This window comes from Caballeronia udeis (assembly GCF_044909315.1).
In the GTDB taxonomy this organism is placed as follows: Bacteria; Pseudomonadota; Gammaproteobacteria; order Burkholderiales; family Burkholderiaceae; genus Caballeronia; species Caballeronia udeis_A.
The window spans coordinates 216,632-241,141 of the sequence record NZ_JBIYEB010000006.1 but is presented as its reverse complement, the minus strand read 5'-3'; the positions used below and the strand labels follow the sequence as shown (position 1 = coordinate 241,141).

23 protein-coding genes are annotated in these 24,510 nt (G+C 60.2%); 9 read left to right on the top strand and 14 right to left on the bottom strand.

Annotation, left to right across the window (positions count from 1 at the left end; all coding sequences use genetic code 11):
• Positions 1-82 precede the first annotated feature (82 nt).
• Positions 83-943: a MurR/RpiR family transcriptional regulator gene (locus ABH944_RS12810; protein WP_404606310.1), complete on the bottom strand. Its 861-nt coding sequence runs from the start codon at positions 941-943 to the stop codon at positions 83-85.
• A gap of 368 nt (positions 944-1,311) precedes the next feature.
• On the opposite strand from ABH944_RS12810, the gene ABH944_RS12805 reads away from it, so the two are divergent.
• On the top strand, positions 1,312-1,611 hold the full coding sequence (locus ABH944_RS12805; RefSeq protein ID WP_404606309.1) for a hypothetical protein: 300 nt from the start codon (positions 1,312-1,314) through the stop codon (positions 1,609-1,611).
• 93 nt (positions 1,612-1,704) lie between these two features.
• On the opposite strand, the gene ABH944_RS12800 is transcribed toward ABH944_RS12805, so the two are convergent.
• The 8 genes from ABH944_RS12800 to ABH944_RS12765 form a co-directional block, all read right to left on the bottom strand.
• Positions 1,705-2,151 (bottom strand): hypothetical protein, encoded by a 447-nt coding sequence (locus ABH944_RS12800; RefSeq protein ID WP_404606308.1) that lies wholly within the window; start codon positions 2,149-2,151, stop codon positions 1,705-1,707.
• A 410-nt stretch (positions 2,152-2,561) separates the two neighbouring features.
• Entirely contained in the window at positions 2,562-3,788 is a 1,227-nt protein-coding gene (locus ABH944_RS12795; RefSeq protein ID WP_404606306.1) for a Fic family protein, read from the bottom strand.
• A gap of 201 nt (positions 3,789-3,989) precedes the next feature.
• A complete protein-coding gene (locus ABH944_RS12790) occupies positions 3,990-5,768 on the bottom strand; it encodes a PQQ-binding-like beta-propeller repeat protein (protein WP_404606304.1) in 1,779 nt (592 codons plus the stop codon).
• Between the two features lie 968 nt (positions 5,769-6,736).
• Complete coding sequence (glmS, locus tag ABH944_RS12785) at positions 6,737-8,554, bottom strand: glutamine--fructose-6-phosphate transaminase (isomerizing) (RefSeq protein ID WP_404606303.1); 1,818 nt, start codon at positions 8,552-8,554, stop codon at positions 6,737-6,739.
• 93 nt (positions 8,555-8,647) lie between these two features.
• Positions 8,648-10,009: a bifunctional UDP-N-acetylglucosamine diphosphorylase/glucosamine-1-phosphate N-acetyltransferase GlmU gene (gene glmU / locus ABH944_RS12780; protein WP_404606302.1), complete on the bottom strand. Its 1,362-nt coding sequence runs from the start codon at positions 10,007-10,009 to the stop codon at positions 8,648-8,650.
• A gap of 131 nt (positions 10,010-10,140) precedes the next feature.
• Positions 10,141-11,049 (bottom strand): tRNA 2-thiocytidine(32) synthetase TtcA, encoded by a 909-nt coding sequence (gene ttcA / locus ABH944_RS12775; RefSeq protein WP_404606479.1) that lies wholly within the window; start codon positions 11,047-11,049, stop codon positions 10,141-10,143.
• Positions 11,050-11,105: 56 nt separating this feature from the next.
• Positions 11,106-11,507, bottom strand: coding sequence for a dihydroneopterin aldolase (locus ABH944_RS12770; RefSeq protein ID WP_062084835.1), 402 nt, complete (start codon positions 11,505-11,507; stop codon positions 11,106-11,108).
• Positions 11,508-11,551: 44 nt separating this feature from the next.
• Positions 11,552-12,391 carry an SDR family oxidoreductase gene (locus tag ABH944_RS12765; RefSeq protein ID WP_404606301.1) on the bottom strand — a complete coding sequence of 280 codons (840 nt, stop codon included), beginning with the start codon at positions 12,389-12,391 and terminating at the stop codon, positions 11,552-11,554.
• 13 nt (positions 12,392-12,404) lie between these two features.
• Here ABH944_RS12765 and ABH944_RS12760 point away from each other — a divergent pair, with 13 nt between their 5' ends.
• The gene (locus tag ABH944_RS12760; RefSeq protein ID WP_404606300.1) at positions 12,405-13,619 is read left to right on the top strand and encodes a class I SAM-dependent methyltransferase; all 1,215 of its coding nucleotides are present in this window, start codon (positions 12,405-12,407) and stop codon (positions 13,617-13,619) included.
• Between the two features lie 4 nt (positions 13,620-13,623).
• Entirely contained in the window at positions 13,624-13,818 is a 195-nt protein-coding gene (locus ABH944_RS12755) for a DUF2905 domain-containing protein (RefSeq protein ID WP_404606299.1), read from the top strand.
• Positions 13,819-13,825: 7 nt separating this feature from the next.
• Here ABH944_RS12755 and ABH944_RS12750 read toward each other — a convergent pair whose 3' ends face one another.
• From ABH944_RS12750 to ABH944_RS12735, 4 genes are all read right to left on the bottom strand, one after another.
• Positions 13,826-15,061 carry a multifunctional CCA addition/repair protein gene (locus ABH944_RS12750; RefSeq protein ID WP_404606298.1) on the bottom strand — a complete coding sequence of 412 codons (1,236 nt, stop codon included), beginning with the start codon at positions 15,059-15,061 and terminating at the stop codon, positions 13,826-13,828.
• On the bottom strand, positions 15,058-15,678 hold the full coding sequence (locus ABH944_RS12745; RefSeq protein WP_404606296.1) for a glutathione S-transferase family protein: 621 nt from the start codon (positions 15,676-15,678) through the stop codon (positions 15,058-15,060). The genes ABH944_RS12750 and ABH944_RS12745 overlap by 4 nt, the downstream gene beginning before the upstream one ends.
• A 43-nt stretch (positions 15,679-15,721) precedes the next feature.
• A complete protein-coding gene (locus ABH944_RS12740; RefSeq protein WP_404606294.1) occupies positions 15,722-16,675 on the bottom strand; it encodes a complex I NDUFA9 subunit family protein in 954 nt (317 codons plus the stop codon).
• A gap of 117 nt (positions 16,676-16,792) precedes the next feature.
• Positions 16,793-18,760, bottom strand: a complete 1,968-nt coding sequence (locus tag ABH944_RS12735) for a lytic transglycosylase domain-containing protein (RefSeq protein ID WP_404606292.1) — start codon at positions 18,758-18,760, stop codon at positions 16,793-16,795.
• A gap of 23 nt (positions 18,761-18,783) precedes the next feature.
• On the opposite strand from ABH944_RS12735, the gene ABH944_RS12730 reads away from it, so the two are divergent.
• Complete coding sequence (locus ABH944_RS12730; RefSeq protein ID WP_404606291.1) at positions 18,784-19,377, top strand: 5-formyltetrahydrofolate cyclo-ligase; 594 nt, start codon at positions 18,784-18,786, stop codon at positions 19,375-19,377.
• A gap of 27 nt (positions 19,378-19,404) precedes the next feature.
• On the opposite strand, the gene ABH944_RS12725 is transcribed toward ABH944_RS12730, so the two are convergent.
• Entirely contained in the window at positions 19,405-19,917 is a 513-nt protein-coding gene (locus ABH944_RS12725; protein WP_062084844.1) for a winged helix DNA-binding protein, read from the bottom strand.
• Between the two features lie 184 nt (positions 19,918-20,101).
• On the opposite strand from ABH944_RS12725, the gene pxpB reads away from it, so the two are divergent.
• From pxpB to ABH944_RS12700, 5 genes are all read left to right on the top strand, one after another.
• Entirely contained in the window at positions 20,102-20,755 is a 654-nt protein-coding gene (pxpB, locus tag ABH944_RS12720; protein WP_404606289.1) for a 5-oxoprolinase subunit PxpB, read from the top strand.
• Positions 20,752-21,783, top strand: coding sequence for a 5-oxoprolinase subunit C family protein (locus ABH944_RS12715; RefSeq protein ID WP_404606287.1), 1,032 nt, complete (start codon positions 20,752-20,754; stop codon positions 21,781-21,783). Before pxpB ends, ABH944_RS12715 begins: the two co-directional genes overlap by 4 nt.
• Positions 21,784-21,800: 17 nt before the next feature.
• Positions 21,801-22,553: a 5-oxoprolinase subunit PxpA gene (pxpA, locus tag ABH944_RS12710; protein WP_404606285.1), complete on the top strand. Its 753-nt coding sequence runs from the start codon at positions 21,801-21,803 to the stop codon at positions 22,551-22,553.
• Positions 22,554-22,834: 281 nt separating this feature from the next.
• Entirely contained in the window at positions 22,835-23,554 is a 720-nt protein-coding gene (locus tag ABH944_RS12705; protein ID WP_404606284.1) for a DUF969 domain-containing protein, read from the top strand.
• On the top strand, positions 23,551-24,507 hold the full coding sequence (locus ABH944_RS12700) for a DUF979 domain-containing protein (protein WP_404606282.1): 957 nt from the start codon (positions 23,551-23,553) through the stop codon (positions 24,505-24,507). The genes ABH944_RS12705 and ABH944_RS12700 overlap by 4 nt, the downstream gene beginning before the upstream one ends.
• The last annotated feature ends 3 nt before the right edge of the window (positions 24,508-24,510 follow it).

Genomic DNA, 24,510 nt, shown 5'->3' with positions numbered 1-24,510 from the left:
CGCTCAGTAACATGCGATGCGTTATTCTCCATCTCTACAACATATGTTGTCAACGCCGATATTGCCGGCGTTGGAACAAGGCTTACGACGAGTAAGCGCCCTTCGCATGGAGCGCGGATTCGGCTTGTTCCAGCAGTTCGACGGCCGATTTCCCTTCGAGTGCAAGCAGATGGGCAACCAGCGACTCTGCTATTGCAGACGCGGCGACGAGCGACGGAAAAAACGACGGGCTTTCGTGCGAAAAGATCAGAACATGGTCGGCGTTGAGGGCGAGGGGTGACACGGCGCTGTCGGTGATGGCGACGAGCTTGCAGCCCTGCTCCTTCGCTGCCTGCGCGACACGCACGGCTTCGGCTGAATACGGGGCGAAGCTTGTTACGACGGTAGCGTGTCCCTTGGCCATGCCGCGTAGCTGCATTTCGAGCGTGCCGGCCTCGCCGTTGACCAGGCTCACGGACGACCGGAATAGCCTATACCCGTAGACCAGGGCGAACGCGACCGGATAGCACGAGCGGAATCCTGCCACGTGAACATGCGGTACTTTGCGCAGCATCTTCGCGACCTCGACAATCTTCGTGCCGTTCTGTGCGAACGTGACCTCGAGGTTGTGGCTTTGCGCGATAGCGAGTTCCTGGACCAACGATTCGCCTGAGCCGCCTTTGACTAGCGCGCGGGCCTTGGACGTTAGCGCTTCCGGCCGGGTACGGACGCGCGCGACGAATATCTCCCGCAGCTCGTTCCAGCCGGGGAAGCCCAATTGCTGCGATAGCCGGACGAGGGCTGCGGGTTGAACGTTAGCTCGCTCAGCGACTTTCCGCATTGAAAGAACCGCGACCTCGTCGGGGAAATTCAGCAGGAAACCCGCGCCCGCCTGGAATTGCGGGCTGAGTTCGGGAAACTTCGCACGTATCGATGAAACCAGGTCTTCGAAATTGGACGACACGAAACAAGCCTCATCAGGTTGACAACATTTGTAGTTTAACGAGGTTGTTGCGTCGACGGACTGTTGTCGGTGGCAGAAGGCAACTAAATACCGATGACCTTGGTTTTCCCGGGGATGCCCCTTCATGATCAGAAAATTCGAACACTCCTTCCTAAATCTGAGGGCATGTTCTGTGCGCCTCCAAACGTTCCCCATGAAATAATCATGGCAAATTGCGACAGACGGTCAAGCCGGTTCGGGAAAAATTGAAACAATAGTAGAAACGATCTGCTTCCGTCTGGTTTATAGGACACCTGCCTGTATGTGAGACCGGCCGATGCTTCCTGGGTTTGTTCCAAGAAATATAAAAAATAAAGAGCTGAGAGAATATGAATATCAAGAGCAAATGGGGCAATGACGTTCACGCAGGAAAAATCGTTTCCATCGTGGATGGCAAGAGGGTTTTCATTCATCTACGGTCGGCGTTCGAGACGCACTCTTCGAGCGATATTGCAGGCCGCCGAGGCCAACGATTGCATACTGTTTCGATCGATAACGTTCAAAAAGTAGCCGATCACATGAGTGAGCCATTTACCCACGTGAAACAAAACGATGTTGTCGTTCTGCTTTGTGCAAGCGACGAGGTTCGTACGGCGGCCCTGGCCGTGCTCGGTTTGGGTGGGGACTGAGGAGAGTTCCATCGTCCGGTTGCGCGGTAACTACGATGTCCACCGGCCATCGTGGTTACCGCGCAACCGGATATCGTGCGCGATCGACTGTCTTTATTTGAGCAGTGATGGGAAATCCGGAGCGTGTACCAACTTCGCGATCAAGTCCTGCACTGCGGGCATCAATGCTTGAGCAGTTTGATTGCAAGCTGTTTCGCCAAAGTAACTGGACGAGTAAGCGTAGTTTTCTGACACGCTGAGACTTCTGCCGTTGGATGAAGAAACGCTCAGGCCCAGATTCCACGCACCCGACATGGACGAGAAATCGATTTTATCTAGCCGTCCCGTAAGTTGAACCGGTGCGTCCGGTGCATAGGCCCCGGCAATCTTGAGTTCCGACACGAGCGACGTTCTGACGAAATCAGCGAAAGGTTCGCCATCAGGCGTCTTGATCGGTCCCACGCCGCGGCACATTATCGAATTTGGGTTCTGATTGGGAATCGGTGCTTGCGTGAAGGCCCCGACGGCGATACCGCTTGCCGCCGCAGACTTTAAGGCCATTACGTTGTCCGCCGAAATTGAATATCGTGGCACCGCGTAAGTGGAGCATCCTGCAAGCATCGCAACTGCGACAACGCTTAAAGCTAATCTCATCTGCCTTCTTCCTTTTATATTTTGGTGTTAGTGATGCTGCGTAGAAGTTGCCTACGGATTATCGGCAGATGTCGAGCCAACCTTAGGAGAATATTATTAAAGTGTTTCGCGATCGTATGGCTACTCCCGAGCAAGCCAGTCTCCATACGCTAATCCTGACGAATATCCATTTCCAGCCAAACGACGTCAGTTCGCGAAGATGCTTGCCGTGATGCACGGCAAGCCGGGCCAAGCGTTGCCGCGGTTAGATAAGCGCGCTGCCACCTCGCGGATCACCGATATGCGTTTAATATCCGACGGGGTCTCCCGATCGTTTTTCACGCAGTATCGGCTTCTGCTTCCGGCCATAGACGCGGGAACAGATATCGGAACGACTTGATTGACAACGCCAGTTCGATGGGACCTTTCGGTGTTTTCGAACGAACGATGCCCAGTTTGAAAAGATCAGCCAGCACACGATCAGCCGTTCGGCTTGCGAGCTCCATCATGGCCTTGAACCGGGCTCTGTCTATTGACTTGATTGTTGCCAGATAGGCGAGCGGTTGCGCCGCTTCAGTTCTCAGGAAGCGGGTGTCGCTCCTGGTCGCTTCGGCCGCCAGCATTTGGGCCAACCTCGCCTCGAATGCCCGTATTTGGAGCATACCTTCCATAAAGCCGATCTGATCGAGACAGAGGTTCATGCAGAAGGCGATAAATTCCACCAAGCCGCTTTCGCTCAAGACACCTCGCCCGTCGTAATTGCCTTTGCGGCGTCGATCGGCAGTGATCAAATGCTCACAGTAAGCGTCCCGGTCCCGAGCGAAGCCGCGCATTGGCGACCATAGTCCTTGCGTCAGCCCTAACGTAGAAAGTCCGGCATGCGTATGCAGTCGGGCGGTGCGCCCATTGCCATCGAGAAACGGGCGAATCCACGCGAGCCGGCGGTGGGCTGCCATCAACGCGATAACCGCGGTTTCACCAGCCCGTGCATATCGATATCCGCGATGCCACGCCTCCATAAAATCCGATAACGTCGCCGGGTCGGGGAATATGGGCGCCGACCTTGCCACCTCTATCTCGCCATAGGCCCGGAGTGATTCTCTCCTCTTTGCCGTCATCGTCAATCTGAAGAAGATCTTCCGGCGACAACTGGTCGTGTAAATGCCGATGTATGGCTTGAGGTACAGACGCTTCGAAAACACATTGGAGTCGAACGTGGGGAAGGTCTCTTCGCCCCAACGCTCGGTGACAATATGGGCAATCGCGATGCGTTGCTTGCGCGCTTCCGCGGGCTTCCTGGAAAAATCCTCTTGTAACGCACGCTCGATCAGCAGCGATTCCGTGTGTTGACCCTCTATCTTGTTCGTATAGTAGGAGTTCATTGGCCGCAGCGCCTCGCGAAGCAGATCACGCAGATGCGGCATGCCGTGAGCCGCCAGATCCTTGGCCCGCCCAATCACATCGGCGGCCAGCGGACGCAGGCTGTCCAGCTTTGGCTCTGAAGGCAGCAGCGGGTGCATCTGGTGAACCGCGTGATACGGATATTTGAACTTGCCGGTGGTCATGGCGGCTATTGTGGCGGATCTTCGTTACGCGAATAACCTCATAAAATCCCTTATTTTGCATATAGATATGAAAGTCATGGCGAGTCTTTTGGCGAATCATCTGGCGTGTATATCTGAGTGATGGGTGGCGGAAGCATCGTCACCTGGCACGGCGGGTGGCAAGCATAGGTTTCGCCCGCATCCGCCCGTCGTCTCCATGCATCAATGCAGCAAGCCGAACACCGCAACGCCGTTCGTCGCGCCAACGTAGACCTTCCCCTCGGCGATCATCGGCGTGATGAATTTGTTGCCCGCGCCGAACTGGTCTCGCGTGCCAGCCTGATTGCTGTTGTACAACTCGTGCGCGAGATTGGTGGCGTCGTAGGCGTGAAGCGCGCCGATCGTGCCATTTTCCGCCGCCCACACAATGCCGTTACTCGTGCCGTTCGCCGAGATGGCCGGCGTCGCGCCGGGGTAAGGAAATACCAGCGCGCTCTGCGAAGACGGTGCGGCGGCAAGCATTGCATTGGTGATAGGCAGCGCCTTGAGCGTATCGGTCTGGCCTCCGTAATAAACGACCTGGTTGAAGTACGCCGGCGAGCCCCAGATACCGCCGGCCAGCACACCGGTCAACTCCTGCCAGATGTTATTGGTTGTCGGACTGAACTTGCCCATGTTGTCGCGATCGACGACGTATATGTTGGTGTCCTTGCCCGCGGCAAGAGCCAGGTGCTTGACCGTGCCGTTAGCCGTGCTCTGATCGGGCAACAACATCGCACCGCCTGAACCGAAATCGCCATCCACATCGGATTCGGCCACGGTGTTGTACATGGCGAAGTAGTCGGTTACGACCGGCGTCGGGATGGCGGAAAGCTTGACGAACGTGTCGCCGAAATCGCCGGCAGCGGGAAATCCCTGTGGGTTGAGCGTCGTGTCGAAGGTGCCGTTGCCGTCGACGAAATAGATCGATGTCCCGTCCGACGCCATGCCCGAACCCGCCATCCAGATCGATCCCTTGCTGCCGTTCGGAGTAACGGGAAGCGCGCCGGTTTGCTTCAATGTATCCGCGCTATAAGACATCATCCAACCGATGTAGTTGCCCGACATGCAGTGGGCGGTCCAGCCCATGTAGATGGTGCCGTTGACCAGCGTCAGCGCGGAGCGGACGGTGTGCAGGGCAGGCGTGAAGGTAAGGACGCCATTCGCACCTTCCGCTCCGCTGCCCGGATAGGTCGCGGCGATTTCAGTCGGGCCGCCGAACAATTCGGCTCCTGTCGCAAGATCGATCGCGTGCAGGCGATGATGAACGTTTCCGTTGGCGTCCGAGGTCATGGCCACGGCATAGAGCGTGCCATTCGGGCCGCGCGAGCGGTCGATCACCGGCGTCGATGTGATACCGATTTCGGGCGTGATGTCCGTGCAACCGGGGTCCGGACTCGGGGTTTCGCCGGTAGGCGCCAGCGATATTCGCCACAACGCGGCACCGCTGCCGGCGTCGTAGGCGTAGATGCTGTCGTGCTCCGTCACAACATAGACAACGTTATGTACGGCTCCACCCATTGTGAGATTCGTCACGAATAGCGGCTGCCCGTCGACCTTGCCATCGGTCGGCAGAAGGCGCAATAGCCCGAACGTCGACGAGTTGACATTGGCCGGCGTAAGAGTCGTTTCCGCCAGCATCTGGCCGGTTCGCGCGAGGTCGTTGTGGTGCATCAGCACGTCTGTTGCGTAGCTCGGCACAGCGGTTGGCGTGGAGCCGCCAGTCGTTGCGGCGGGCGTAGTCGTGCTCGGCGTGGGGGCCGTGGACGATGCCGGCGTGGTGGGCGTCGTAGTTGTCGCAGGGGAGGTGGGGGCTGGCGTGGGCGTTGTGCTGGGCGGCGTGGTCGTGGACGGGGCGGACGATGCGGTCGGGCTTGCGGTCGTACCACTGGCGCCACCCACGCTGGCGGTGGTGGTCGGGCTGTTGCTTGAACCGCCGCAAGACCCGAGACATGCAACCATCAGTAATCCTGTACAAGTTTTGAACAGATTACGCGAAGAGGCCGGGCAAAAAGCTAATCTGAGTTGCAGAGATTTCATGGCGGTTCTCCAGCGGCCGACGAGCGGCCCACCACAGGTCTACCCAAGACGTGCAAGCGCGAATCGCTCGCTGCAGCCGGGCGTAGCAATCCGGCTTACAGCGTCCTGCATCAGCAAAAAAAGCGCCTGAGGAAGAGAACGTTTTCCTCAGGCGCTCACATCAAGAAGTTTTGGACTGAGTTGCTGACGCAGTGGTGATCACGGGGCGTGATGTCAGATGAATACCGCACAGGAATCTGAACTTGCGAGGTTAAATATATGAACAATGTGGTCGAGCTGGAGCATAGGCCATCAGGGATCGAGCGTCACTCGATGTTGAGACTTGAAGACACGCAACTCGCAGACTTGCTCCGGCACCCTGCCGACAGACACAGTGATTGACGTCGGCGGGTGGCAAGAGCCCAGCGGGTTTCTGACGCGCGTTTTGTCCGACAGCACCGTGCGCGCGATCGAGCGATTTGCGCGCAGATTGTTCCGGGAAACAACAAGGGAAAGCGAGACGGGTGCATCCCCAACTGGAAACGAGGCAGAACGACACATGGGAACAATAGTCGTCGCCGCGCGTGGGGCGCCGGAACTGCCGGCAAGTGGGCGGCCGGTGAGGTATCGGGCCGAGACGGTCGAGTGGCTGTGGTTCAGATGTCAGCCTCGGAGCAGGCACCCATATCAAGCGGGCCTACTTCCCGGGCATCCCAAAATCACAGCAATCGGAGAGCCTTTTGCAAACGGAGGGCCGCTTTCCCAGCCGGTAGGCGCGGTTATCAAAAGCTTCCTATCAATCCCACCGGTCGGACATTTGCGGCTGAATCACAAACGCATAACGGAAACTGACGCGGCAATTTATCGGTAACTTTTGAATATTGTCACTTCCGCGCGCTCAACTCGCCCTCTCACTCCACCGTCACGCTCTTCGCCAAATTCCTGGGCTTATCCACATCCGTCCCTCTGGCACAAGCCGTGTGATAAGCCAGCAACTGCAGCGGCACGACGTGAAGAATGGGCGATAGCAATCCATAATGCTCAGGCATCCGAATCACATGAATACCGTCCTCGCTGACAATCCGGGTATCGGAATCAGCGAAGACATAAAGCTCGCCCCCTCGCGCTCTGACCTCTTGCATATTCGACTTCAGCTTCTCCAGCAGCGCGTCATTAGGTGCCACCGTCACCACCGGCATCGCCTCAGTTACCAACGCCAGCGGCCCATGCTTCAACTCTCCTGCCGGATAAGCTTCCGCATGAATATACGAAATCTCTTTAAGCTTCAACGCGCCTTCAAGCGCGATCGGATAGTGCAGTCCGCGCCCGAGAAACAGCGCATTCTCCTTACGCGAAAACTCTTCCGACCAGGCGATGATCTGCGGCTCAAGCGCCAGCACGCTATTCAGCGCCGCAGGCAAATGCCGCAACTGCGTCAGATAATCAGTTTCCTGCTTTTCACTAACATGCCCGCGCAGAGTCCCAAGCGTGACGGCCAGCACAAACATCCCGACCAGCTGCGTCGTAAATGCCTTGGTCGAAGCCACGCCAATCTCGGTCCCCGCATGCGTCAGAAACGCGAGCTTTGTCAGCCGGACCATCGCGCTGGAAGCCACATTGCAAACCGCCAGCGTCTGTTTATGTCCCAGCGCCTGCGCATGCTTCAACGCGGCCAACGTATCCGCGGTCTCACCTGATTGCGAAATCACCACAACCAAAGCCCGTGGATTCGGCACCGATTCGCGATACCTATACTCACTCGCAATCTCAACTTGCGTAGGAATCTTCGCAACCGATTCAAGCCAGTACTTCGCCGTCATACCCGCATACGAACTCGTACCGCACGCCAGGATAAGCACGCTGTCGATATTGGCGAAAACTTCTGTCGCGTCCGCCCCGAACAACTCGGCAGAGAAGCGATCGGCTTGAGGAATGGTGTCCGTAATGGCGCGCGGCTGCTCGAAGATTTCCTTCTGCATGAAATGCCGATACGGCCCAAGCTCAACCGCCCCGCCATACGCCGCAACCACGCGAACTTCACGCTCCGCGGGCACGCCATCGCGATCGACAATCTTCACGCCGTCCAGCGTGATCTCGACCACATCGCCTTCATCGAGGAACGCAAAACGATCGGTGCTGCCGGCAAGCGCGAGCGCATCGGAGGCGAGGAAGTTCTCGCCATCACCCACGCCCACCACCAGCGGCGACCCCTGCCGCGCGCCGACCACCGTATGCGGCTGATCCTTGTGGATCACGGCTATGGCATACGCGCCATGCAATTCCTTCACGGCCTCGCGAACGGTCTGGAACAGATCGCCGCGATACTTGCTGTGGATCAAATGCGCGATGACTTCGGTATCGGTCTGCGAGACAAACTCGTAGCCCTTCCCCTTCAGCATGGTCCGCAGGGTCTCGTAGTTCTCGATGATCCCGTTGTGCACCAGTGCCAGTTCGTTACGCGAGAAGATGGGATGCGCGTTGTCGGTGACGGGCGCGCCGTGGGTCGCCCAGCGAGTGTGCGCAATGCCAGTTGCGCCTTCCAGATGCGTATCGCGAACCTGATCGGCGAGATCGGTCACGCGCGCCACGCTGCGCGCGCGCTTCGGTTCGCCATCGGCAATCACGGCTACGCCGCAGGAGTCATAGCCGCGATACTCCAGCCGTCGCAGACCCTCGACCAGCACGGATACGATGTTACGTTGCGCAACCGCGCCGACAATTCCGCACATGGCGTTGTCCTCTACAGATTATTGTGAAGCGCTCGAATCAGGCCACGCCCGCCGCCAGGGCGCACGCTCAACCGCACGAGCCGTCGTTATTGTTCAAGCTTTCTTTTTCGTTGGCCGTACGTAACCGCTCTTACTGACCTGAATTTTTTCGTTCAGCACGAGCTGGTTTTCCGCGACATCCTTCCAAACCGTCGTCCCGGCCGCGATGGACGCACCACGCCCCACGCGCACCGGCGCAACCAGTTGCGTGTCCGAGCCCACGAACACGTCGTCCTCGATCACCGTGCGGAATTTGTTCGCACCATCGTAGTTACACGTAATCGTGCCCGCGCCGATATTCACTCGCGCCCCAATATCCGAGTCGCCGATATAGCTCAAATGGTTCGCCTTCGACGCGCGCCCGAACACCGCGTTTTTCACTTCGACGAAATTGCCCACGTGTGCTTCGTCACCGAGCACAGCACCCGGACGCAAGCGCGCATAAGGTCCCAGCACGACATTCGAGCCGGTCGTGCCGCCGTCAATGTGCGTGAACGCATCAATCCGGGTGCCCGCACCAATAGTGGCATTGCGAATCACGCAATTCGGGCCGACGGTCACGTTATCGGCCAGCGTGACATCACCTTCGAACACACAATTCACGTCGATAGACACGTCGCGTCCACACGCCAGCGAGCCGCGCACGTCAATGCGCGCGGGGTCAAGCAGCGTGACCCCGGCGACCAGCAACGCCTCGGCGATATTGCCCTGATAAATCCGCTCGAGTTCGGCGAGTTGCTGCTTGCTGTTCACGCCGAGCGTTTCACACTCTTCGTCCGGCGGCGACGTGACGACCTTGATGCCGGCTTCGAGCGCACATTCGACGACATCGGTGAGATAAAACTCGCCCTGAACGTTGTCATTTTTAAGCGATGCGAGCCATTCGCCAAGCTGCGCGGTCGGTGTAATGACAATGCCGGTATTGATCTCGGCGATCTTGAGTTGATCAGCATTGGCGTCCTTTTGTTCGACAATGCGCTGCACCGCACCGGTCGGATCACGCACGATGCGGCCATACCCGGTCGGATCGTCCAGGGTGACCGTCAGGACCCCGTAGCGGCCGCCGGATGCTGCATCGGCCAGACGTTGCAGCGTGCTGACGCGAGTAAGTGGCACATCGCCGTAGAGAATGAGCGTAGGCACGGAAAGGTCGAGCAACGACAGCGCTTGCTGAACCGCATGGCCGGTGCCCAGTTGCTGCTCCTGCACGGCAAACTGGACATCGGGAGCGCCGACTGCTTTCTGAACCAGCTCCGCTCCATGTCCGACCACGACAACGAGCCGTGTGGGCTTGAGCGCCCGCGCAACGTCGAGCACATGGGAGAGGAGCGGCCGGCCAGCCAGGGGATGAAGGACTTTCGGCAAGGCGGAACGCATGCGCTTGCCCATGCCTGCCGCCAAAATAACAATGTTCATGGCGTCAGCTTCGTTGAAGTGTGAGGAGCTGCCAATATAGCATGCGTGGATGGCCGGAAAAGCCGGGTGCGGCCTTGCTGAGCAACGGTCCTGCGGGGATTTTGCCCGCCGTCAAAGATTGTCGCGAAATGTCAAATATCGTCGAACTGAACAATCGAAATAGTCTGCGACGGCGCTTCGGTCGAGCACGGGTCTTCATCGAACGCAATGTCCCCGGCTGGGTCCGCCACGCCCGTCGCGCGCAATCCGGCAAACGGAAACAGCCCGTGATCCATTAAATGCGACGGCACCACGTGCCCCAGCGCATTGAACATGTTCTCCACGCGGCCAGGGAAACGCTTTTCCCAATCGCGAATCAGCGCCTTCATTTCCGCGCGCTTCAGGTTCGGCTGGCTGCCGCACAGGTTGCACGGAATGATCGGAAACTCGCGCAACTCCGCGAATTTCTCCAGATCCCTTTCCTTCACATACGCCAACGGCCGGATCACGATGTTCTTGCCATCGTCAGATTGCAGTTTCGGGGGCATGCCCTTCAGCTTGCCGCCGTAGAACATATTCAGCAGCAACGTCTGCAGGATGTCGTCGCGATGATGCCCAAGCGCAATTTTCGTCGCGCCGAGCTCACCGGCCACGCGATACAAAATCCCGCGCCGCAATCTCGAACACAGCGAACACGTGGTCTTGCCTTCCGGCACCAGCCGCTTGACGATGCTGTACGTATCCTGGTTTTCGATATGAAACGGGATATCCAGCTTGCTCAAATACTCGGGCAGCACATGCTCCGGAAACCCCGGCTGTTTCTGGTCGAGATTCACCGCCACGATGTCGAAATTGATCGGCGCGCGTTCGCGCAGCCGCATCAGCAGTTCGAGCATGGCGTACGAATCCTTGCCGCCGGACAGGCAGACCATGACCTTGTCGCCGTCTTCGATCATGTTGTAGTCCGTGACGGCCTCGCCCACCTGACGCGCCAGCCGCTTGAACAATTTGTTGTTCTCGTAGGCCTGCTTCTGCTCGCGGCGCGTCAGCGGTTCGCGCATTGCCGGGACGGATATCGTCTCCTGAACCACCGGCGCTTCCGTTTCCGTTAGCGAACTCATGCTGTCACCTCTTTGATGCGAAAGACTTCGACGCCCACGGCATCGCAGTCGGGATAAACGTCCGGCTTTTCCGTCGATACCGCCACCGCGCGCACATTCGGATGTTCCAGCAGCGCGGCAGCGACGTCGTCGCAGAGGGTTTCCTGCAGGTGGATATGCCCTCTACCCACGCGCTTGGCGATAGTCGAGCGCATGAAATCGTAGTCGACGACTTCGCGCAGCTTGTCTTCAGTCGGCGTCGATAACGCAAGCGGAACGAACAATTCCACGTTGATCACCACGCGCTGCTCGCCCTGCTTTTCGAAATCGTGCACGCCAATGTTGATGCGCACTTCGTAATTGCGCAGAAAAAGCCGCCGGCAATCGGCGAGCCGGGGATGCGAAAGTGCGGCGAGCATGGTGGTGTCCTGATGATTCAGATTAACTTACTAAAATCGACTTACTAAACGCCACCGCCTGGAGCGCGGCCCGTGGTCAAAAACATGATGTCGCGCGGCGACGGCACGAGATGCTGCCCGCCATCGACTACCAGCGTCGTACCCGTCACGCCCGCCGCGCCGGCCAGATAACAAGCGGCGGCAACCACATCGTCCACCCGCGAAGCGCGGCCCAACGGCGTTACCTTGTGCGCTGCCTCGAATTCGCTGGCCGTCTGCCCCGCGGATTGCAGCGTGAGCCCCGGCGCCAGCCCGACCACGCGCAACTTCGGCGCAAGCGCCTGTGCCAGCGCGACGGTGGCGTTTTCCAGCGCCGCCTTGGTCAGCGTGTACGACAGATAATCCGGATTCATGTTGTATAGCTTCTGGTCCAGCACGTTGATGACGCAACCGCGCTGGGTTTCGTCGTCGGCGGCGGCATCGGGCGTGGCCTCGTACAGCGCACGCGCCAATGCCAGCGGCGCGCCGACGTTGATCGCCATCATCTCGAGCAGGCGCGGATAGCTGAAGTCGCGCGCCGTGTCCTCGACAAAACTCGACGCGTTGTTCACCACGCAATGCAGACCACCCAACGCGTCGAAACACGCCGGCACCAGCCGCGCCACGTCGCTCTCCACGCCGAGATCCGCGCGCAGCGCCACAGCGCGGCGGCCGAGCGCGCGTATCGATTGGACGACTTCCTGCGCTTGCCCCTCGGAACCGCCGAAATGCACGGCGACATCCCAGCCGCGCGCGGCAAAACCAAGCGCCAGCCCGCGGCCGATGCGTTTCGCCGCGCCGGTAATCAGCACCACGCGGGCTTTCGGCGTGGAAGAATCTGGAGAAGTGGACGAAGAAACGCTCATTTACAATGCCGGAATGAATCCAAAAGCTCACGAATCCGACAGTTTACCTGCTCCCGGCCCCGACGCGCTCGCGCAGTCCGAGTTGCTGACAGAACGCATTCGCGCGGAAATCGCGTCGGCGGGCGGCTGGCTGCCGTTCAGCCGGTATATGGAACTCGCGCTTTACGCGCCCGGCCTCGGCTATTACAGCGGCGGCGCGATGAAATTCGGCAAACGCGGCGACGACGGCAGCGACTTTGTCACCGCCCCGGAAATGTCGCCATTGTTCTCGGCCACGCTCGCGCGGCCGGTCGCTCAGGCGTTGCGCGACAGCGGCACGCGCAATCTGATGGAGTTCGGCGCAGGCACAGGCAAGCTCGCCGCCGGCTTGCTGAACGCGCTTCAGGCGCTGGATGTCCCCTTCGACAGCTACGCGATCGTGGATTTGTCGGGGGAATTGCAGGAACGCCAACGGGCGACGATTGAAGCCGACGCGCCCGAGCTGGCATCGAAGGTGAAATGGCTTAGCGCTTTGCCGGAGCATTTCGAAGGCGTGGTGATCGGCAACGAAGTGCTGGATGCCATGCCCGTGCGCCTGGTCGTACGCAAACTGGGCGTGTGGCATGAACGTGGCGTGTCGTGGACGGACAACCGTTTCACCTTCGACGACAAACCCTTGCTGGCCGCGCTGGACGACCCGCTGCTGGCCGAAATCGATGCCACCATCGATGAAGTCAACGACGAGCCCTTCGTCGAATACCTGAGCGAAACGCACGAAGCGGCGCTGGCTTTCACGCGCACCATTTGCACGATGCTCACGCGCGGCGCGGCGTTTTTCATCGATTACGGCTTTCCGCGGCGTGAGTTTTATCACGCCCAGCGCGCGCAAGGCACGCTCATGTGCCATTACCGGCACCGGGCGCACGGCGATCCGTTCTTGTATCCCGGGCTGCAGGACATCACGGCGCACGTGGAGTTTTCGGGGATTGCGGAAGCGGGCACGGAGGCGGGCGCCGACCTGCTCGGCTTTACGTCGCAGGCGCGTTTCCTGATGAACGCCGGCATTACCGATGCGCTTTCCGATCTCGATCCGAGCGATGTCCGGCGCTTTCTGCCCGCGGCGAATGCGGTTCAGAAGCTGTTGTCGGAGGCGGAAATGGGCGAGTTGTTCAAGGTGATCGCGTTTTCGCGGGGTATCGACGACACGCTGGCCGCGTTCTCGTCCGGCGACCGCTCACATACCTTATGAAATCATGATCCGCTGGGTACTCACCACGTTTATTGCCTTGTCGATTCTCTCGGCATGTTTGCCGTGGATGAAAAAACTCGGCATTGGCAAGTTACCCGGCGATTTCACGCTACGCCTGTTCGGACGGGAATATCCGTTCCCGTTCATGTCGACCATCTTGCTGTCGGTCGTGCTGTCGTTGCTGGCGCGAGTGCTTTAAATCTGAATCAAAGCTGAAGCACCCCCTCCACCGCCGCTACGCGCGCCGCATGAACCGCGTCCTTGATCTTCCCCGGCTCGTTCGCGTACTGCTGCGCGACGGCGCCGGCATCGACTGAACGCGCCGCCACCAGCGCATCACGCAAGCGCTCGGCCTGCGGATACGGTTGCTGGCTCAAACCGAGCCGGCCGCGTGCATCGGAGACACAGGCTTGCAGCGCTTCCGCAAAACGCGCGGGCTTGCGCAGCGCGTCGCAACGCTCGAACAAACGCACCAGCGCCGCCGCCCCAAACTCCATCACCCGATGAATATTGCCGTGCTCACGCGCCACCAGCAGCGCGAGATCACGACATTCGTTCGGCACGCGCAAGCGCTCGCACAACGGCTTTAGCAGATCGACGCTGCGCATTTCATGGCCGATGTGACGCGGCAGGATATCGCCGGGCGTGGTCGCCTTGCCAAGATCGTGCGTCAGCGCGGCGAAGCGAACCGGCAACGCATAGCCGTGCGCCGCCGCGTAATCCAGGACCATCATTACGTGCACGCCGGTATCGACTTCCGGATGATAGTCGGCGCGTTGCGGCACGCCCCAGAGCGAATCCACCTCCGGCAAAATCCGTACGAGCGCGCCGCATTCGCGCAGCACCTCGAACATCCGCGACGGCGTCTTCTCCATCAAGCCACGCGAGACTTCCTGCCATACACGCTCGGGCACAAGCGCATCGACTTCGCCGTCGGCGACCATGCGTTTCATCAGCGCGAGCGTCTCCTCGGCAATGGTGAAATCAGCGAAACGCGCAGCAAACCGCGCGATGCGCAGAATCCGCACCGGATCTTCGATAAACGCTTCACCCACATGCCGGAACACACGCGCTTCCAGATCGGCGCGGCCATTGAACGGGTCGATCACCGGTCCGCTCAACTCGCCGTCCGGCCGCACTTCGCGCGCCATCGCGTTCACGGTCAGATCGCGGCGCGCGAGATCTTCTTCCAGCGTGACGTCGGGCGCGTAGAAAAACTGAAACCCGTGATATCCCGCCGATGTCTTCCGCTCGGTCCGCGCGAGCGCATATTCCTCGTGCGTTTGCGGATGCAAAAACACCGGGAAATCCTTGCCCACCGGCTTGAAACCTTGCGCGCTCATCTGCTCGGGCGTGGCGCCGACCACGACGTAATCGCGGTCCTGAACCGGCAGGCCGAGCATGTCATCGCGGATCGCACCGCCCACGGCGTAGATGTTCATCGCTCGTTCCGTGCGCCTTCGATCCATTTCGCCACGACAGGCAGCGCCGTGATGCGGGCGGCATAAGCGAGCGCCGTTTCGCTCAGCTTGGGCGCGTAGGAATTGAAGCGCATGACGACTGGCGCGAACATCGCGTCGGCAATGCCGAATTCCTTGCCGAACAGGAACGGGCCACCGTGCGCGTCAAGGCAATTGCGCCAGATCAGGTCGATCCGCTTCACGTTCGCCAACGCGCCCGCAGTGAGTTCCAGACCGAACGTCTGGCGCTGGATATTCATCGACATCTGTTCGCGCAGATCCGCAAAACCCGCGTGCATTTCCGCACTGATGCTGCGGGCGTGCGCACGCGCTGCGGCATCGCGTGGCCACATGGCGTGCTGCGGGAACAACTCGGCCAGCGTCTCCATGATCGCAACCGATTCCCACACGGCGTCGCCAGCATCGGTCACGAGGCAAGGCACCTTTCCCGACGGCGAATGCACGAGGATATTCGCCGACGAATCCGGGCGCGCGAGGCGAATCATTACCTCATCGAACGGAATGCCAAAGTGCTTGAGCACGAGCCACGGCCGCATGGACCACGACGATACATTCTTGTCACCAATAATGAGTTTCATCGCAAATATCTAACGTTAAGGCACTGCTTAAGGAACACCGCGTTCAACGTCCGGCAGACGCGCGAAACGTATTGAAGCGTGAACGCGACGACGAACCCGTGAGGTACATCGGCGCAATGGCTTCAATGCTCGCCGGTTCAATACCCAGTTCCGGCGCCATCGGCCCGCTTGCCACCGCGGGCGTTTTCAGGGAATCGAGATTATCGCGCGACATCATGGGTTCGCCGGGCGCAAGTTCAAACGACATGGCCTGGAGGCGGCCAAGCATATCGGGCAAGCGGATGATCCTCGCGTGCTTGCCGATCGCCGCACCGCTGAAGCGGACCAGCTCTTCCAGCGTGTACACCTTCGGTCCGGCAAGCTCATACACACGGCCGGCGGCGGCATCCAGGTCGAGCACGGTGGCAATTGCCTTGGCTACATCGCCGACGAAAATCGGCTGGATCAATGCCTGCGAAGACGCCAGCGGAATCACCGGGAAGATCCGTTCGAGAAACGCGAACTGGTTCAGGAAGTTGTCTTCGGGACCGAACACCACGGATGGGCGAAAGATCGTGGTGGCGAGATTGGATTCACGCACGGCTTTTTCGCCGTCGCCTTTCGAACGCAGATACATGCTCGGCCCTTTCGGATCCGCGCCAAGCGCGCTCACATGGATCAAGCGCCGCACGCCCTTCGCCTGACACGCAGCCACGATCTTGTTAGGCAACTCGACGTGAGCCTTGGCGAACTGCGGGCCGTAGGGATCTCCGCGCTTGCCTTGCAGGATGCCGACCAGATTGATGACTGCGTCGGCTTGGGAGACGAAGGCCGCCAGCTGGGCGGGATCGTAGGCATTGGTTTCGATCACATCCACGGGCAGCAGCGTCAGGTGCGCGGCGTTCTCACGACGCCGCGTGGCTATGCGCACATTCTTGCCAAGCTCGACAAGCGCGTTCACCAGATGACTGCCGATAAACCCCGATCCGCCGATCAACGCAATGGTTTGATGTCGCATGTTCGCCTCTGTAAGTGGCGGTCCGCGAAAGCGTCAGGGCGGCGGCGCCGCGCGTGGCTTTCGACTGACCGCATTAACCGGAAAGCGAAACGCGCGGCGAGTCTTGTTGCAGGCCGCTTACGGCGCGATATAACCGAGCCGCGCTTTCAGCGATTGCGGACGGCCTTCGAACAGCGCCGCATAATACACGGTGTTCGAGAGCACGTTCTTGACGTAATCGCGGGTTTCGTTGAACGGAATGGTTTCAGCAAAAATCGCGCCCTCTACCGGTGCGCTCAGCGTGGAGCGCCATTGCGTCGGGCGTCCCGGGCCGGCGTTGTAGCCGGCGGTGGCGAGGACGGCGGAATCGTCGAACTGGTTATAGACCATGGCCAGATAATTCGTGCCGAGCAGGATGTTCGTGTCGAGGTCGTTCATCTGTGCACGCGATATGGGTCCCAGGCCGATCTTCTTCGCCACGAGTTGCGCGGTGCCGGGCATCAACTGCATCAGGCCGCCCGCACCCACTTCCGACTGCGCGTTGATGATGAAACGCGATTCCTGGCGAATCAGGCCATACGCCCATTCGACGTCGAGTCCGGTGTTCTTCGACTCACGCTCGACCACATCACGATACGGCGAGAGATACCGCAACGAGAAATCGTGTTCGGTCTTGGTCTTGTCCGCGGTGTTCACTGCACGGTCGAACAACTCGATCCGCTTTGCATACTGCGCTGCCGCGATCAATTGCCGATCCGTCATGGTTCGCAGCGGCCAGTTCCATTCGCGGTTGCCTTCGAGCCGGAGGTTCATTGCGTAGAACTTCTGCGACAGCGCAAAACCCGGCACCGTCGCGGCGTCGGCAATTTCAGCGTTGGTGACTTCCGTGCGCGGCGGCACCGTGATTTTCTGGCCGAGCTCTTCAGACGCCAACTGGCCGTAGAAGTTGAACTGATCCGCGATGCTCGTGAATTCCTGATTGGCGGTGGCGGTGTCGCCCGCTTGCTTCAGTGAGCGTGCGTGCCAGTAGATCCATGCCGGCTGGTTGCGCAGCGTGGGCGGCATTTGTTCGATCGACCAGCGTACCATGGTCCAGTCGCCGGCGAGCAGCGCGCTGCGCGTGCGCCATTCATAGGCGGGATTCGACAACGGCGCATTCACCGAAAGCCGATACCAGTCCACCGCACTCGGCATGCGCTTCGCGGCAGCCTGATACCCGATCGTGCCCCAGCCCACAGCGCGTTCCGTTGGTGTCAACGAAGGTGCCACCGAGCTGAACGTTGCCGCTGCCATGGCTGGATCGTTACGCGCCATGCGCGTGATGGCGACGAGCGCCAGTTGATGCGACGAGGTGTCACGACCTACGCCGCGTGCGAGATACAGCGGCGGGGTGCTGGCGGCGCTGTCGAAGACGCTTTGATCCGGGCGTTGCTGGCCGAGCGCGTCCGCGATCTTGCTGCCGGTGTTCGTATAGTTCTGCTCGTAGGCAAGGCGGATCTGCTGCCACACGTCGTCCGACGTGAATTGCTGCGAGACGGCCAGCGCATTGATCAGGTCCACGCAACCATCGCCATACCATTTTGGATCGACGAGCAAAGCGCGCGCGGCGTCCGCGACATTTTCTCCGCGCGCTGCCCGCGCTTCGAGCGCGTAGCATTTCACCTGCGTGTCGTCGTTCAGCACGAAGCGTGAGTATTGATCGAGGAAATTGCGCCAGTCGTGGCGTGCGCCGAGCACGGTCAGATAGTCGTTGCGCATGCGGTCGGCAATAGCCTGACCGTCGTAACGCTGCAGGAACGCGAGAACCGGTTCGTCGGGTGCGTCTACTCGCGCGTGTCCTTGCGAGTCGAACAGTTGCGGCTTAATGGTGAAGTAATCGACATAACCCGGCGCCGGATAGTTCGGAATTTGCGCCGCGAGTTGCACAGCGCGGCCGGCGTCATTCGTGCGCGCGGCTTCGCGTAACTGGATGAAGATACGGTCGTCGGGCGAGAGCGAATAGTCAGCCGTCGGGCGCACGGCGGAGGCGGTACTGCATCCGATCAGCGTGATCGCAGCGAGCGCGATTGAGGCTGCGATATATACTCTTTTGAGACGTTTTGACATTGTTATTTCTGGAGCGCGAAGTGATGCAAAGCATAGCACGCAACCCTCTGCTGGAAACCAAAAGCGCGCTGCGTGCGAACCTCCTTGAAAGCCGCGAGGCGCAAGGCGCTCGGGCCGATCAGGGAGCGCGCGGCGAAGCCTTGGCGCGACGTTTGATGGAAGTGATCGCACACTTTTCCGAGGCATCGTGCATTGGCTTTTATTGGCCGGTGGCCGGGGAGTTCGACGCACGTGATGTGCTGACTGTCTGGCTCGCGCTGGACGCATCGCGGAAGGCGGCATTACCGGTGGTGGTTGCGCCGAGGGCACCGCTGGTTTTTCATGCGTGGTGGCCAGGCATGGCGATGAAGAAGGGGCGATACGGCATTCCCGTGCCGGCGGAGGAGCGGGTGGTCGTGCCGGACTTGCTTGTCATCCCTTGCGTGGGTTTTGATGCTGATCGGTATCGGCTGGGATACGGCGGCGGATATTACGATCGGACGCTGGCGAATTGGCCTGGGGGCCCGGCGCCGGCGGCAATTGGAGTGGCTTTTGAATCCGCGAAGTGTGATGCCTTGCCGAGGGGGGAGTTTGATTTGCCTCTCGGGGCAATTGTGACGGAGTCAGCGGTTTATTGAGCGTTTGCAGCCGTGCAAACGAAAAACCTATAGCGAAGCTGCGGCCCTCGCCGCCGTATCGTAGAGACCGGAGGCATTTCGCAGCAATTGCGCCGCCTCGCCTATCTGCTCATTGGTCAGCCCGCTCTCCTTCAACGTGCTGATCAAACAACTTTCCCGCACCTCCCGGTACTTCCCGCACAACTCCCGCCCCGCCGGCGTTGCGGAAAAGAACACTTCCTTGCCCACTTTTTCACTCTTCACATATCCCCGCGCCATCAGCTTCTTAATGGCATAGCTGGCAACGTGCGTGTCCTCTATATTGAGAACAAAGCAGATATCGGCAATCTTTTTCTTCCGGTCACGATGGCTTACATGATGCAGCAGCGATACTTCCACCGCGGTCATGTCCTTAGCGCCCGCCGCCGACATGCATCGAACCATCCAGCGGTTGAATGCATTGCTGGCCATGATCAGGCCGTACTCGAACTCGGACAGCTCGGCGCTCGTTTCAGAGACGAGATGCTCGGACGAAACGATCTTGGTCGGATGACGGGGCATGGATATCTGGACGGAACAATATGTCGGCGAGTGTAGCGTATTGAACGAAATTCACTGTTGCGCCGAAATTCTTATTGATAATTTGTTGATAAATTATTGACAATGTACATTCCCGAGCTAGCGTCGAGACGGCTTGCTTTTGCCTTTCGTTCAAGCGCGTGCTCGATTACCGGCAAAACCCAGCATGACACCACCCAAAATTCACCCGCTTGGCGACACCGCGCTTGTATGTGTTGCGCCGCCGCCCGCCACGCTCGAATGCCAGCGCCGAATGTGGGCGCTGGCCGACGCGGCGCGCCTGTGGCCGCATGTCGTGGAAGTCGTGCCTGGCATGAACAATCTCACGCTTGTCTTCGATCCCCTCCAGGCCGACTCCACCGGCCTCGCGCAACAAATGAAAACCGCGTGGGAAGAAGCGGCTGAAGTCGACGCGGGCAGCGCCGAAATCGAAATTCCCGTGCACTACGGCGGCGCTGACGGCCCCGATCTCGTGTCGCTCGCGAAGCAGTTGGACCTGAGCGTCGATGAACTCGTGAAGCGCCACACTCAAGCCGATTACATCGTGTTTTTCCTCGGTTTTCAGCCGGGCTTTGCTTACCTCGGTGGCCTCGATCCCACACTGCACGCGTCCCGTCATCCCGCACCGCGGCTGGAAGTGCCGGCCGGGTCGGTGGGTATCGGCGGGGAGCAGACGGGTATTTATCCGGCGGTGTCGCCGGGCGGCTGGCAACTGCTGGGACGCACGGATCTCAAGCTCTTCGATCCCGCCCGCAACCCGCCCACACTCATGCAGCCCGGTGACCACGTGCGTTTTACCGCGCTGGAGGTGCTCGCATGATCGACGTCATTCGCGCCGGCATGCTCTCCTCCGTGCAGGATCTCGGCCGCACGGGGTACCGGCACCTGGGCGTCAGTTCAGGCGGCGCACTCGACGCGTTGTCGCTGGAAATCGGCAACCGGATCGTCGGGAACAAGCCGGACGCGGCCGGTATCGAACTGACGCTCGGCCCCACCACGCTGCGCTTCACCCGCGCCACGCGCGTGGCGGTCACGGGCACGGATTTCGCTGCGACGCTGGACGACAAACCCGTCTACTCATGGTGGAGCCTGCCGGTCCAGGCCGGCCAGGAATTGACGCTGCGCGGCGCGCGGCACGGCATGCGCGGTTACGTCTGCGTGGCGGGCGGTATCGACGTGCTGCCCATGCTCGGTTCCCGCAGCACCGACCTCGGCGCATCTTTTGGCGGTCTCGGCGGCCGGGCGTTGCGCGACGGCGACCGTTTGGCTACAGGCGTCCCGCAGCCGAACAAGAGCGCGGTGTTTTCATCGGCGGGAACGGCCTTTGGCGTGAAAGCGCCCGCGTGGTGCAAGTTCGTGTACGTGGAAGAACCGGTGCGCCGCGGCAAACACACGCCGGGAAATGCGTGGTCGCTGCCCATCCGCGTACTGCGCGGTCCCGAATACGAGACCTTCACGCAGACCGCCCAACGCGACTTCTGGAACGAAGAATGGACGATCACGCCGAACAGCAACCGCATGGGTTTCCGGCTGGCCGGCACCGTGCTGGAACGCGGCGATAAAGCCGATCTTTTGTCCCACGCCGTGTTGCCCGGCACGATTCAGGTCCCCCCGAACGGTCAGCCGATCGTGCTGATGGGCGATGCCCAGACCACGGGCGGATATCCAAAAATAGGCTCGGTGATCAGGGCCGACCTGTGGAAGCTCGCGCAAGCGCGGCTCAACAGCGGTGTGCGCTTTATCGAAACAACGGTGGAAGCCGCGCGTCACGCGCTGGCGGAAGAGCGCATGTATGTGAAACAGGTCGAATCGGCTATCGCGATGCACGCGGAACGCCTCGACCGGTAAGTGAACAGGAAACGAAGATGGAAATCGATCTGAACGCCGATCTTGGCGAGGGCTGCGGCTCTGATGAAGCACTGCTCGATCTGGTGAGCTCCGCGAATATTGCCTGCGGCTGGCATGCCGGCGGGGCGAGCGCCATGCGCGATTGCGTGCGCTGGGCTGTCGCAAAGAGCGTTGCCATTGGCGCGCATCCGAGCTTCAACGATCCCGAGAATTTCGGCCGCAAGGAAATGGATCTTCCTGCGTCGGAGATTTACGCGGGCGTGTTGTATCAACTGGGCGCGCTGGCCGCGATCGTGAAGGCTGAGGGCGGCCGCATGTCGCACGTGAAGCCGCACGGGGCGCTCTATAACCAGGCCGCGAAGAATCCGGAAATTGCCGAGGCGATCGTCGCCGCGATTCGCGACTTCGATCCGTCGTTGCTCGTGTTCGGGCTGGCGAACAGCAATCTCGTCGATGCCACGCGCAAGGCGAACCTGGTGGCTATCGAAGAGGTGTTTGCGGACCGCGGATATCGGGCGGATGGATCGCTGGTCCCGCGCAAGGACCCCGGCGCGTTGCTCGATGACGAGGAAGCCGTGCTCACCCGTACGCTGGCGATGGCAACCGAACACCGCGTCCAGGCGGTCAGCGGGGAATGGGTGCCGATCAATGCGCAGACCGTTTGTCTTCACGGCGACGGAGCGCATGCGCTCGCTTTCGCCAGGCGCATTCGCCGCGCGCTCGAAACGGCGGGCATTGAAGTTCGCGCGGCGCATGCGGCCGAGGTTTGATGACGGGCCGTTAGCGTTTTTGACATTGGCCGAATGGCCGACGCACTCCCTGACTCGCTGCCTGCTCTATGTCACGCAGGGCACGTAGATCATATAGCTCATGCAGCGAGTCGATTTGACGCCTGAAGGAACCTGAATGCCTCGCGTATTGGCGGGGCGTTTTCGTAAGCGGCCGTAGAGCCGTTTTATCAAGCCAACGGAACGGCCCGCTCGAAGCAAGTGGTTCGTCCAGTGGCGGAAGAAGCCCTTACCGGGGCATTACCCGATCACCTGGAGATCTTATGGGAACCGCTGTCAACCTATGGCCACTGATAGGTGTGGCCGTCATCATCGTGGGCTTTATCCTGCGCTTCAATCCGATGCTGATCGTGGCGACCGCCGCCATCATCACCGGCCTGGCGGCGCACTTCCCCATCGACCGCATCTTCACCGCGATCGGCACGGGCTTTCTCAAGACGCGCAACATCCCGCTCATCATCTTCCTGCCGCTGGCCGTGGTCGGTTTGCTGGAACGGCACGGCCTGCGTGAACGCGCGCAAATCTGGATTTCGGGCATCAAAGCGGCGACGGTGGGCCGTCTGCTGATTGTCTATTTGCTGATTCGCGAGTTGACGGCGGCAGTCGGGCTGACCGGTCTCGGCGGACATCCGCAAATGGTCCGGCCGCTGCTCGCGCCCATGGCGGAAGGTGCGGCTGAAGCACGCTTCGGCAAGCTCTCCGATGAAACCCGCTTCAAGCTGCGCGCCTATTCCGCTGCGACCGATAACGTCGGCCTGTTCTTCGGCGAAGACATCTTCGTCGCGTTCGGCGCGATTGTATTGATGACGACCTTCCTGAAGGAAGCGGGGATTGTGGTCGAACCGCTGCACGTTGCCGTCTGGGGTATTCCCACCGCGATCTGCGCGTTCCTGATTCACGGCTTCCGCTTGTGGCTGCTCGATCGACGGCTGAATCGCGAACTCGGCGCGCTCACCAAAAACGTTCGCGGAGAAACCGCATGACCGTCACGCTCAACTATCTGTTCTATCTGCTGGGCATTGTGCTGGTGGTTGTCGCCGGCATGATCTACGTCGACAAGAGGCATCCGCGCCGCCTCACCGCCGGGACGTTCTGGCTCGTGTATGCGCTGATTTTCTTGATCGGGGACTGGCTGCCGGCCAATGTGGTCGGCGTGCTGGTTGTCGTCATGGCGCTGATAGCGGGCTTTGGCGGCGTCACGGCGGGCAAGCCGAAAATGCTCTCCGACGAAGCGCGCCACCAAAGCGCCATGCGTCTTGGCAACAAGCTGTTCGTGCCGGCGCTGACCATTCCCGTGGTGACGGTTGTCCTCACCCTGGGAGCGAGTTACCTGGTGTTCGGCGGCAAGCCGCTGCTTGATCCGAAGAACATCACGCTGATGGGTTTTGGCATTGGCTGTATCGTCGCGCTGGGCGTGGCTTGCGTGATGACACGCGATACCGTCGGGCAATCGATGAAAGAAACGCGCCGCCTGGTGGACGCGCTTTCATGGGCCGCCGTGCTTCCGCAAATGCTGGGCATGCTCGGCTTGGTGTTCTCGGACGCGGGCGTGGGCAAGGCGGTTGCGCACGTGACAACGGCCTACGTGAACCTGGATTACCGGCTCGTCGCGGTCGCCGTGTATTGCGTCGGCATGGCGCTCTTCACAATGGTCATGGGCAACGGCTTCGCGGCCTTCCCGGTGATGACGGGCGGCGTAGGCGTGCCGATCCTGGTCGGCGTGTTCCACGGCAACCCCGCCACGATGGTCGCGATCGGCATGTTCTGCGGTTACTGCGGCACGCTCATGACGCCAATGGCCGCGAACTTCAACATCGTGCCCGCCGCGCTGCTGGAATTACCGGATAAAAACGCGGTGATCAAAGTCCAGATTCCGACGGCGCTGTCGTTGCTGGTGGTGAATATCTTCTTGTTGAACTGGCTGATGTTCCTGTAATGC